General features: G+C 38.8%; 8 protein-coding genes. 2 read left to right on the top strand and 6 right to left on the bottom strand.

The genetic code is table 11. The annotated features are described in order from the left end of the window. Positions 1 to 23: 23 nt before the first annotated feature. The 6 genes from BUQ91_RS06130 to BUQ91_RS06105 form a co-directional block, all read right to left on the bottom strand. Entirely contained in the window at positions 24 to 812 is a 789-nt protein-coding gene (locus BUQ91_RS06130; protein WP_074208531.1) for an efflux RND transporter periplasmic adaptor subunit, read from the bottom strand. Next, a complete protein-coding gene (locus BUQ91_RS06125) occupies positions 812 to 2275 on the bottom strand; it encodes an MSCRAMM family protein (RefSeq protein ID WP_083601159.1) in 1464 nt (487 codons plus the stop codon). The genes BUQ91_RS06130 and BUQ91_RS06125 overlap by 1 nt, the downstream gene beginning before the upstream one ends. A gap of 261 nt (positions 2276 to 2536) precedes the next feature. Next, positions 2537 to 3784 (bottom strand): formylglycine-generating enzyme family protein, encoded by a 1248-nt coding sequence (locus BUQ91_RS06120; RefSeq protein WP_074208529.1) that lies wholly within the window; start codon positions 3782 to 3784, stop codon positions 2537 to 2539. A 61-nt stretch (positions 3785 to 3845) separates the two neighbouring features. Continuing rightward, positions 3846 to 5231 carry a formylglycine-generating enzyme family protein gene (locus BUQ91_RS06115; protein ID WP_074208528.1) on the bottom strand — a complete coding sequence of 462 codons (1386 nt, stop codon included), beginning with the start codon at positions 5229 to 5231 and terminating at the stop codon, positions 3846 to 3848. 9 nt (positions 5232 to 5240) lie between these two features. After that, positions 5241 to 7775, bottom strand: a complete 2535-nt coding sequence (locus BUQ91_RS06110) for a hypothetical protein (protein ID WP_074208527.1) — start codon at positions 7773 to 7775, stop codon at positions 5241 to 5243. 12 nt (positions 7776 to 7787) lie between these two features. Next, entirely contained in the window at positions 7788 to 10259 is a 2472-nt protein-coding gene (locus BUQ91_RS06105; RefSeq protein ID WP_175566607.1) for a hypothetical protein, read from the bottom strand. Between the two features lie 655 nt (positions 10260 to 10914). On the opposite strand from BUQ91_RS06105, the gene BUQ91_RS06100 reads away from it, so the two are divergent. Then, positions 10915 to 11220 (top strand): DUF3467 domain-containing protein, encoded by a 306-nt coding sequence (locus tag BUQ91_RS06100; RefSeq protein ID WP_074208525.1) that lies wholly within the window; start codon positions 10915 to 10917, stop codon positions 11218 to 11220. Positions 11221 to 11366: 146 nt separating this feature from the next. Beyond that, positions 11367 to 12563, top strand: a complete 1197-nt coding sequence (locus BUQ91_RS06095) for an FISUMP domain-containing protein (protein WP_074208524.1) — start codon at positions 11367 to 11369, stop codon at positions 12561 to 12563. Positions 12564 to 12669: the final 106 nt, after the last annotated feature.

Raw genomic sequence — 12669 nt, 5'->3', positions numbered from 1 at the left:
AAACAATGTGGTGCGAGCCTCGATCATTTAACAAAAATCTTTCCGGTTACACCCGGCTCGACAGATTTGTCGGAGTTTTCGAAAACGACTTTTATGGTACGCAAAAGGCTTGCTTTATCAACAACGGGGGAGATAAATTCGATTTTGCCTTTCTTGTTGCGAATTTTGCCGCTGTTGAGCTGCAGACTTACATCTTGCCCGACCTTGAGCGAACTGGCCTTGCTTACAATGATGTAGGCCGTCATGCGGCAGGTGCGCACATCGGCTATCTCGATGATAGGCTCCAGCGCTTCGACACTTTCGCTTGGATTCTTAGAAATGGCTACGATTTCGCCATCAAAGGGCGCTATAAGGTATTGCTTTTGCAACTGAGCGCGTGCCATGCTGTATTCGAGAGAATCCTTCGCTTTGGCAATCCTTGCGGCTTCCCATTCGGCTTTTGTGACCTTGTAGTTCATCTCTTTTTCCCAGACCTGTTCGGCACTGATAGAAGTAGATGTTTCAAAAAGCTTTTTGGTGACCTGCATATCCTTTTCGTAGGTGTCCATCTTTGCTTTGGCGGACGCTACGTTGGAATTGTCTTCTGCCGCAATTTTCGTGATGCTTACGCGTAATTCCTCTTCGGTTTTTACGAGGTTCATCAGCGTGTCGCCCTTGTGGACGATTGCGCCTTCTTTTACCCAAATACTGTCGACTTTACCGGATACGGTGAATCCGATTTTTGCCTGGGCGATGGGTTCTGTGACACCGTCAAAAGTAGCGGCGTATGCCGTAGCCGCAAACAAAAAACTTGTGAAGACTTTGCGAATCATTAGTTAGACGTGCTAGAGCTAGAATTTGCGGCAGAGCTAGAAGAAACAGCGCTAGAAGATGAACTGGGCGGAACTTTGAGCTCTGTGCGCAAAGTGAATCCCTTGAGATACATCTCGTTCTTGGCGTAAACGGTCACGTTCATGCCTACAGAGTCGCCCTGGACTCGGGAATCGAGAATCTTTTCTAACATCTGGACGAACAACGTATCTTGCTTAATCCAAGATTTTGCATTGGCATAGTAGCCGTTTGCGTAAATGGAACGGGCCATGCCGTTGACATAACTCCACTGGATACGTTCGGTGTTTTCGTCGAGTTTTTCGCTGAACTTTACCCAGATGGTATCTTTTGTTCCGAACGTAGACTTGAAATTTTTGTTGCTCGGCCATGCGTTGCTTGTAACCGCGTACAAACCGCGATCGGTTGTGAATGCGGAATCGCCAGCAAGCTCAAGAGCTATGCGGTTTCCGGACTTTTTCTTGTAAGCTGTTATGTTGACGAGAATCTTTGTCTCGGCAGGGAAGGCGAGATCGTGCTTTAAAAACAACGTGTCGCCAGAAAGAGTAGGCTTTACATAGAATGTTGCTGTGTCCGCCTTTACGGATACGGATAAATTTTTATCGGTAATGCTTTCGCTGAAAACATAGTAAGGCGTTGCAAGCGTGGATACGCCGCTGTAACCGTTCATATTTACGTCTATGACGTTTGAAGATTTGATAATACTTTTCTGTTCGATAGATGTGTCGCGTTCGAGAACATTACGGCCCAGGTCGATTTCGGAGTTGGCCCTGAGCTTAGGGAGTACGATATCGCCTATGGTGTAGCGCAAGTTATTATAGGTATAAGGGCTTACTTGTAGAATGAAACCGGTATCGGCAGGAATCTTTTTAAACGTAAATTTTCCGGTAGAATCGGTTTTTGAAGAAAAACTTTCGGGGAAAATGTTGATAAAGTCGGCATTCTGGTGAATTATGTTCAATTTGGCGCCAGAAACCGGTATTTTTTTGTCCGCATCTTCGTCGTAGATGTATAATTCGCCTTTGAACGAAGCATTTATAGGTGTCAGGCGTACGATCGATGAATTTCCGGCGACGACCCCTTCCATGTGCGAGGATTCGCTTGTAGAGGTTATGCTTACCGATTTGGGAGAATAGTAAAGCGTGTCTTTTCCGGATATTTTTTTGTAGCTGAATGTGAATGAACGAGTGCCGTAGGGGAGCTCTTCAATATAAAAATAGCCGTTCTTATCGGTCTCCGTTTCGGTGATATTGCCGGATGCGTCTTGGTATGTTATAGTAGCCTTGTTGAGACCCTTGTTGTCTGTAGCATCAACGACAGAGCCTGAAAAATCCCATTTAGAATAAGCGTTATCTGTGGAATCGGTTACAGAACATCCTAAAATAACACAGGACGAGAAGAATAAGAATAAATGGTTGTTGATGAATGAACGAGATATGCTCATCATGTACCTCCACGGCTATTTTATCCCAAAACGGAGCCAAAATAGAATTGGATTAATCACTTGTCAAGGTTATTTTGTGCGGTAAGAAAAAAGTAAAGTAATGCGGGGTTTGGTGAAATCTGTTATTTGTCATTTTTGCTGATTGTATGCCATAGTGTCATCTTGAGTGTAGCCCGCAAGGGCGAAATCGAAAGATCTCGGATGATGCAAAAAAAATGAGGCCTGTGGGGCCTCTTTTTGTGCGGTGATAGTAGTATAAAAGGGTTATTCGTTTGAATTGGATTTGACTTCGGTCCACTTGGCGTTATTGCCGATGTTGCGGATGAGACGGAAACCGCCAATACCTTCTCGTGAATAAGACCCATAATTAACATCTTGCCACCTATCACGAATGTCTCCTCCTTTCAAATAAGATGGACATGTTGCTTTGCAACCGACAGTTAAGGGGCGGTCACGTACCATCCTCCATTTACGTTTGAACTTTTCTGGGCGTTCCAAAAGGACATGTTCTTCAACCAAGCCAAACATATCATACAAGCCATATTCATTTGCAAGCCGTAAGCCCACATTCCCTGTTTTTAAACGTTCGTTTTTTTCATAAACTTCCTTTACTTCAAATTTTGCGTACTTCAAAACATCTTCAAGCGTTGCCGAATCCCCCCAAGGAGCATCTTTCGTTTTATCGCCGGCCCTAGCAAACATCATCCATTCATCATAATAGGGAAGTCGGTAGCCATCCGAAGAGGAATCAATCGAAACCTCAGCTCGAGTTTCTTTAGGATAATCCAAATTTTCATACTCTATAATATAATGACCTTCTGATAATATTTGAGCCTTTCTTTTGTCTGTTTGAGAAAACACATAATATGGCTTTAAACCATCACGAATGCTGCGTGCATTTGCATATTTCAAAGCTTGGTATAAATAAGCTCTTGTTGCATAATCATGAGCATTACATTTCCAATCGCTTTCGGTATGTTCGTTTTTTTGTTTTCTTTTTTCATCATTCATTACCGAGCTCGAAGAAAGTTCTTCCCGAAAAAAATATGCCATTTCGCAATTAGTAACAGGATATTTATCAACTAAATATGTTGCCGTCACCGATACGAGTTTTTCTTCATCAACGTAGTCTCCTTGAGGAATGCGAAACCCAAGCAGTACTTCCTCTTTTTTGAAATCAAGATACTTCATTCCGACAGCTAAATTGATTTTGTGTAAACTATCTGAATCCGGAAATTTAACATTAATTACACTTGTCCCGATAATCATCGGGGTCTGAAATTTCAGACAATAATCGTTTGTTTTTTTAGTGTTCAGCGAAGTTTTCCATTCTAGGACTTTGGAATCTATGCAAATTTTGATTGCCTCGTTCTTTTCAACTTCTAGCCAAGTTTCCGTGTTTAAAGAGGTTTGCTTTATCGTAATTTTTCTTAAATTTTGAGTGTGTATCAAGTAAATGGCTACAAAAAAAATTATAATGCCGATTGCTGTAAAAAAAGAAAAAAATTTCATATATCAGAATATAGAAAAAGACCAATATTTATATTGGTCTTTTGAACGTGTTGAGACATTTTTACTTTAGTTTTCGGATTAAACGAAATCCACCTAGATTAGCGCTGTAATAGTTAGCAGATGTATAACCATAGTTGACTTTTTTCCAGTTGCTATGAATTGATCCTCCCTTAAAACAAGATGGACTTCCGTTGTAATAATTAAATGGATTGGTCTGCTCAAAAAGAACGTGTTCTTCTACTAGTCCTAAAAAATCATATAAACCATATCGATTTGGTTGCAACTGACCTACTAGCTCAGATTCTCCATAATTTTTTTTGTTATCAAATTTGGCATGTTTAGAAACTTCTTCAAAAGAATCTGAAAAATTACCCCATGGGGCGTGTTTAGTCAAGTCTCCACCACGAGCAAACATCATCCATTCATCGTAATATGGAAGTCGATAACCATCAGATGAAGAATCAACTGAAACTTGAATGAATCCATTATTATGTTTTGAATGGTCATAATAGCTTATAATGTATTGACCTTTTGAGATTATTTGTACAGAATCAGTTTGTGTGTCTGAAAAAGTGTAATAAGGTTTTAGCCCTTCACGGATACTGCGTGCATTGGCATATCTCATTGCTTGATATAGAGAAAATGTATTTGCTGCTGTATCATGAACTGGACAAAATCCGTTGTGCAAGTTTGTTTTTTTTCTATTGGACCATTTTTTTATGACTTCATTGTTATAATAGGAAGAATCTTTTATTGTTGGATTGTTGGGAATGCTGTCCCACATCAATTGCAAAATTTCGCAATTCGTTATGGGATATTTATCAACTAAATATTTGGCTGTAATGGATAGAGTTCTTTCTGGATCAGGTTCCTTGGCTATATATGATCTTTTCTTTGTTGTTACTCTGATTCCTTTATTTCCTGTATTATAGCCTAGAAGGACTTCCTCATTTTTTAAATCAAGGTATTTTAAACTTATTGCAAAATTGATCTTTCGAGAACTATCCACATTAGGTGAATATACATTGAGTGATTCGACTCCAACAAACATTGGCATTTGAATTGTTATGCAAGAATCATTTATGATGGATGAATTTAATGGAGTTTCCCAAACAGATATTAGGTTATCTAGGCATATTTTTATGATTTCATTTTTTTCTACTTCAATCCAATCTTCATTATCAGAAAAAAAACTGTTTAGTTCAAAATTTTTATCTACCTGTTTTACTTGTGCCAAATTTTTATTTTCTAATGTTTTGAATTCCTGGCTAGTTCCTTTTTTTACTAATATAGAGCTGTGGTACTGTTTAACGAAATTTTTTAACTGTGCTTTATTTATTTTTTCTTTGTACGTACCTATTTTTTTTCCATTAATGTCGTAAATGTTATATTGATATGCATTTGCTATGGCAAAAAGTAAAGAGACTAATAAAAAAATTTTTTTCATGATACCTCCTTAATTTCGTGGATTGTTTTTTAAATAGTCTTCTATTTTACTAGATTCAAAACAAGGCTTTCGATTTTTTCCATCTAAGTAAGTACAATTACGTAAATCATCTAATTTAAAGCAGTATTCCGATTTAACGTAATCATAACATTGTGCAAAATCGACAAACTCAAAATACGGTCTTAATTGTTCTATTGAAAAAGTTGTATTTTTAGACACCTCTTCAAGTGAGTAATATCTATAATTTTCAGGTGATTTTTTTTCTGTTTCTGTAAGACTTGCCATAAACCTTCTAATAGGAAATATTTTTGCAAGATATTTTGGATTGTCTTGGTATGCATCAATATATTTTTGTTGAGGTAATGTTATTTCTTTGTCTTCCAAAGCGCATTTGTCTGAATTGTTCCAATAAATTTTTCGACTTTTTGTAGAAAAATCAGGTTTGTTAAGACAATCTCTAAGACAGTCCCATTGGTTTTCTCCAATTCCATCAATAACAAGAGGTCCTAATCCTATTTCTATAGGATCCCATACTAATGGACCCATTGCGGTTTCTTTTATTAATGAAGCGTAGTACGTTTGTCCTCCAGTACATGTGATTATGTTTTCTCTATGCCTTATTCGATTACCTCCAGGACCTTTATATTCCATAACGTTTGATTCTTGAGTTCCGTATTCGTTTTTATATCTGCCCCAATTTGTTTTATAAGAACTTGGATCGTATTCAATTTCTATTCGGCTGGTTGGATCTTTTATGGGAACTTCAAAATCAGATACGGAGGCTATGTCCGTTAAACCGAATGAATGTAATAATTCGTGAACGCTTGTATAGAATGACTCGTCTCCAATATTTCTAGGTACAATCATGATACTTCCATATGCCAAATAATCATCAAATATGTCATGTTCGTAGCTTGCGATATTTCCGAATTTTGTATTACGTCCCAAATCAATGCTAATACCGGCTGCATCAATACCATCCGCTGTTGGTATTACTGCATAGCCATTGTCTGTAAACAAAGTGTCGCAATCTTTAAGCTCTTGTTTTTCTCCATTTTCAATAACATGGTAATCTTTCTTTATTTGGCCGTAATAGTCATAATCTATCGACCCATCTGATATTTTGGGGGTTGCGCTAATAATAACAGGTCGTTCGTCTTCGGGATTGATTCCTTTTCTACACCCTTTGGCGCTTTTTATGTAGTATTGAGTGTTTGATCCTTCTTGTTCTGGTTGGAATTTGTATTTACTTGCGCAAGCTCTTAACTCAATTGGAGCCCCTACTTTGGATCTACATTTGTCGAGATGCCATTTTTTTCGAACTTTATTTATTGCAACGATAATATGCCATGCTTCGTTTTTTTTGTCAAGTGATGATGATATATTGAAAAATTTGTATATTTTATCTAATTTTTTATAAAAATCATCTTCAGTCGCTGATGGATTTGTCATTTCGACTTGAATTAATTCATTTTGAAAAGTTTCCTTTGCGTCATTTAGTTTTTTTGTTCCATCTGTACTATTTGTGTTAAGTACGGCTTGCTTAAATACTTCATTAACGAATTTATCTACTTTTGCTTTTGTGAATGCATTGGGATAATCAGAATTTTTTTCGATGTCTTTTACTCCTCCATCCATTTGAATGTAAACAAATTTTTTTGTATCCATCTCATAAGGAATAACTTTGATTGCTGTGCTATAAACTGTATTTTTAGTGGGTTTGCATTTTTTATTCACAGCTTTCATTAATTTAAATAATCCTTCTGTTTGAGTATATATCCCTTCAATTGTATGAACGCCTCGGTTTGCTTTAAATGGTTTTGCGTATACAAGCTCTGTTTTTAATTCTCCTCCGAATCCATCACTGGAGTTTTTATTTTTTTCTTTTATGTAATTACCTTCACCATCTTTTACATAATCATATCGAACTAAACAGTATTTGTCATTTATGTTTGTTGACAAATCATAATCAAAGGAAACTTCTTTTCCTTTTTCTGCTGAAATATATATCGTGGGAATTTTGGCATCTTTAAATAAATCTTTGCATTCATCAGCTGGACTTTCTGTATTGCATATTGTTGGAAGCCTTTCATAACAGAGACATTCTTTTTTTAAATAATAACATTCCATTTGGTCATCAGGATCATCTGATTCGCAAATCTTTTGCATATTTTTAACGCAATACTCTACAGTTCTGTTTGTTTTAAGGCAGTGTTCTGGGGTTTGATCAAAACCATACGGGTGACCATCTGTTTCTGTAAATTTAGGTAATTCATTTTGCCACGAATACTCCTTTATTTTTCCAGAATATGGATTATGTGGAGTTTCATAAGTGCCGTCGAGGTAACCTGCCGGTTGAATAGCCAATCGTTGTGGTTTTTGTGTAGATGTTTGTGTGCTTAAAGAATGATTTTCTTCTAATATTGTTGATTCATTAGAAGATAAATTTGCATTTTCTACAATTGATTCCGTATAACCACTCATGCTGTTGTTGGCATAAGCTGCTACGAAGAAAAACGATAAAGTTATGAATAGCTTTTTCATTTTAATCCTATGTTATTTGTTAAAATCAAGTATTTGATAATGAAACCTGTCTGAACCGTCATTGATGAATAAAACAATGGCTTCTTCAAAGTTTCCGATATTCTTTTTATTTCGTGTAAATAAAACGGGTTTTCCCTGTGTTTCTGTCATTGTTTGGAATACGTATTTCCCATCCTCTTCTCCGCTTTTGAAAAAGAGTATATCGACTGGTTTAATGTTGTAGGGTGTTTTATCTTTTTTTGTCAAGGAAAATCGAATTTTTAGTGAATTTGTTTCGGTTTTGGGGTGCTTTGAAATTTTGACCTTTATAGCTCTTGCTAGTTTGCTGTCTGCTAAATATGATCTAAACCAAGGGCTTGGTATTGTGTCGAATAGTGGAAAAGTTGGGGTGGCTATGCCTATAGTTCCGTCTTCTTGAAGGTTGCCGTAAAAGAATTCGCTGGCAATTGTGCTGTAGGCGTATGCACCTAATGATGTTTCTTTTTTACTGCGTTCGCTTCCTGTAATATCTGTTTTAGGTATGAGTTCGTCTATTTTTCCGGCTTTTCGTAAAGGCGATTCGTCGGATAGATTGACTCCTGCATCAAAGTCCATAAATGCGGAATTCCCTGCAGGATTCTTCTCGTCCATAAACTTCGGATCGCCTGTATAATTGTGGTTGCCGCCGTACGGTCTTGAGAATGATGAATGTGTTGCTGAAAATCCCTCAATAACTTCATTGGCGCATTTGCCGGGTTCGCAGCTTGGGGTGAAGTTTTTCCAGAAAATGCTGTTGCCGATGGATCCGTTTGCTTTACCGCTAATGGCTGGGTTTGCTGCTTTGGCGATGTTGGCGAAGAATGTGGAGTTCCAAATGTCGAGCTTGTTGCTTTCGTTGTTTATGGCTCCGCCTTTTATAACGGTCCGGTTGTCGTGGAAAACGGCGTTGCCGATGTAGGTCCCGTTACCAGTGAGTTTTACAGCGCCTCCATTCTTTGCGGATTTGTTGCCTGTATAGACGATGTTGAGCATCTTTGTTTCGCCGTTGGCGGCTACGGCACCGCCATCGCCAAGGGCCGAGTTTCCGGAGAATCGGATGTTTTCAAGGTTTAATGAATCCGTGGCAAATATTGCACCGCCTTCGGCGTTGGATTTTGAATCGGTAATGACTGCGTTTTTGATGGTGAGTTTTTGATTGCTGGCGTGGATGGCGCCGCCATCTTTTGCATTGAATCCGTTGGCGATTCGTAGGCCTTTTAAACTACGGGGAGAACGTCCTTGGATTTCGATGTGGGAGGATTTCCCAAGGTCGATGAGCGGCATGTCGTTTTCTGACTTGAGATGCCAAATGTCGCCGGTGTAGCCGACTAGCTCAAAGCCGACTTTCCAAGGGACAACTCCATCGCTGAAGTTGTCGGCGACGTTCCATGTTCCGCTGGTGATGTTGATTTCTCGGCCGGTCTTTTGTGCTGTTTCTAGGACTGCGTTGAAATCACCGATGGCTGTTGCCGGGGTTGTTCCTTCGCATCCTTGCGAACAGGGCGATTGCGGGTTCCAATAAATGCGGTAGTTATCGTTTTTCTCGAAGCTGAAGACGTAATTACTGCTGAATGCTTCGGCGGGGAATCCTGTGATTTTGTCGCGGGAAATTTCGATTTTTACTATTGTCGATGATGCATCGAGAGCAACCTTTGTAGATTGTTTTCCGTTTACTTTTACTTTGGAATCTTTGGCGTAAACGTACATTTCAACAGATTTTGCTGTTGTCGGTAGTACGGAACGGTAATGGAATGTATTGGATTCGAAGAACGGTCCGAAATGTCCTTCGCTGTGCGAAATTTCTTCTGCGCGGGGTTCGCGTGAAATGGTTGATTTTGGGGCTATGGTGAGCTTGTTTACGTAAACGCTACCGACCAAGTGTGTTCGTGATTCGATGCTGACGGATGCGTTCGGGGCAATGATTGTTCCGAAATAAAGCCCATCGTTGCCTATTTTAATGGATTTACCAGCGATATTCCATGTGATTTCGCTCGGATTTCCGCCGTTTATAGCGAATTGGCTTTTATTGCCGAAATCAACATCGTTTGCGACATCGATTGTAATGGGGCCAGATGTTAGATCAAAAGATAATTCGACATTTGGATCTGTATGAATGCTTTGGAATTTGTATGAACCGGACGAGAGTTTTATCTTGGCTCGTTTTTTTGCATTAAGTGCGCCGTATTCGCCCGGTAGGAGCGTCTCGGATTTGCTGATGTTTACGGCCTTTGCGGAATCGCTGAATGCGAAAGTGGGGGTGGCTAGGGTCGGTTTTTCCGGGGAAACTTGTTTTGTCGATGCCGCTGTCGCGCCGATTTCTGAATTACAAGGTTCGCTGTAGCGTAAATTCCCAGCGATGTGAGATTTTGCTCGTAATGAGCATCCTTTTGATGCGTCCACATTGCCGTAAATCTTAGAATCGGCGCCCAATTGGAATTTTGTGCCGAAAATATCTCCTAGAATCATTGAATTGTCGGAGATGTCGATCGTATCTGCGATAACGAGAAAATCTGATGTTTTTCGGTTATTTAAAAGGTCTTTGCTTTCGGAATTATTTTTATTGAGTGTATTTAACGATTCGTTGTATGGTGTAAATGACCAATTTGTATTGGCTGTATTTGCCGCAAAAGCTTCGCTTATCATTATTGCGAAAGCTAATAACAATATGGAGTAAAACTTAGAAACCATGATTATGTGTGGATATGTTTGGTATTTTATGTTGATTGATTTGTTTGGGAAATAATTTGGTAAACTTTTTACGTATAAAGTTTGTATGAATCTCCAAGTTGTGATTTTATCCTAAAACGAGGCGAAAATAGAATAGCGTTATTCTGTTGTCAAGGAAAATGTTGTTTGGTAAGAAAAAAGTAATGAGTGTCGGTTTGAAAATTGCTTATGTATGTTAATTGTAATAAGTTATTTGTCTTGTCTATACTTGATTTTTGATAATTTATACTATATTCTATCGTTTGTGTGAAGCGTGAAAAAGTTGGCAATATTGCTTATTTTGGCTGAAATTCCACAAAAATGAAGGAATTTTGTAGCTTTAAAATAACGTATTTTGTTGACTGTAAACGACTTACATAAACGAGTTGTAATGTATTAAAATTTGGAGATTAAAATGTCCGAAGAAAAAAAAGTTGCTTCAAATGAACCAGAAGTCGTATGGAACGACGCTAACATGAAGAGCCTCTATGTGAATGCGACCAATGTTGTTGCCGGTCGCGAAGAAGTTATGGTTCTTTTGGGCGTAAACCGCGCATGGAAAATGAATCAGGAAAAGGTCGATGTCGATCTCGCCGAACGCGTGGTGATGACTCCGTTTACTGCAAAACGCCTCGCTATTATGCTTGGTGCAACCCTCAAGGCATACGAAGCCAAGTACGGAAAAATCGAAATCGGTATCCCGGAAGCTAATAAGGGTTAATTCTTACACCTCAAACGGGTTTTGGGGCCTATGGTCTCAGGACCTCTTGAGGTGCTTAATAATAAATTTCTAATATTTATTGGGTATATGGAAGAGGTCTGCGGCATGTGCTTGTTTTGCGCTTGCTGCTGAAAAAGGAGTACAGAATGAGAAAGTTTGGAATGAATAGCGTCATTGCGAGCATAGCGAAGCAATCCCTGCTAGCTCTTTTCTTGTCCATAGCCCTCATCGCTTGTGGCGACGATAGTGGAACATCTGCAAATGATGATGATTCGTCTTCAAGTAGTGTCACCCTGAGTGGAACGTCAGTGGAGTCGAATGGGTCTAAGTCTTCTAGCTCTAGCAAAAAAGCCGAGTCTAGTTCCAATCAAAAGACAGTTTCTTCTTCTTCTGTCAAGAAGGAATCATCCTCTTCTTCTGTTGCTCCTGCTTCGAGTTCAAGTAAAAAAGTAGAGTCTAGTTCTAGTCAAAAGATTGCTTCGTCATCTTCGACTCCTCGCAATGACGTTTCGTCATCGTCTGCAAAGGTTGCATCCTCTTCTTCTGTCTCGGCCTCAAGCTCAAGTAAAAAAGTTGAGTCTAGCTCTAGTCAAAAGATTTCTTCATCTTCGAGTCTAAACAATGACGTATCTAGTGGTATTGAGTATAAACCATATGCTCATGATACATGCCTTGCAGGAAACTGGAACGTTCATAAAAATGATTATAAGACTTTTACCGATACGCGTAATGGTCGCAGTTATTACTACTATACCGCAGTTTCATCAAAAACTGGAAAATCTGTAACTGTTATGGCCGAAAATTTAAATATCGGTGAAATGGTTTCTGGTGAAAATGACCAAAATGATGATGCAAAAATTGAACGCTATTGCTATAACAACGACACAACCTATTGTGATCGATTTGGTGGGCTTTACCAATGGGCGGAAATGATGCAACTACCGAGTCGTTGCAATACCGAAAGTTGCACGGATTTAATACAAGAAAAACATCGAGGAATATGCCCTGAAGGTTGGCGACTTTTTACATGGGATGACTATGTAATTATTCGACAATACGAAGATAAATATGATGAGGGAATAAGCGGTTTGCGTTCTCAATGTTTTAATGGAACTAATACAAGTGGATTTTCTTTGATTGGTGCGGGGTATAGAACTGAAAAAGGAGCATTTGAATCATTAGCAAATTTTGCTATTTGGAATTATCCGCAAGAATATGGCGGCACCTCATTGACAATTGTTAATTCAGCACTTGTTTCGAAGTTGGGTGAAGAATCTCCTGCTAAAAATTCAGCAGGCTCGAAATTGGAAGGCGTATCTGTTCGTTGCGTAAAGCTAGAATAGTTTCCTTATAAAAATATTAAGGCGGATTGTATCCGCCTTTCTTGCGTTATTCCGACATGGTGTCGGAATATCCTAACAAAAAGTTTAATTAAAAATCGGTGTATGA

This window comes from Fibrobacter sp. UWB11, assembly GCF_900143015.1.
In the GTDB taxonomy this organism is placed as follows: domain Bacteria; phylum Fibrobacterota; class Fibrobacteria; order Fibrobacterales; family Fibrobacteraceae; genus Fibrobacter.
This window is presented reverse-complemented; position numbering and strand designations above follow the sequence as displayed.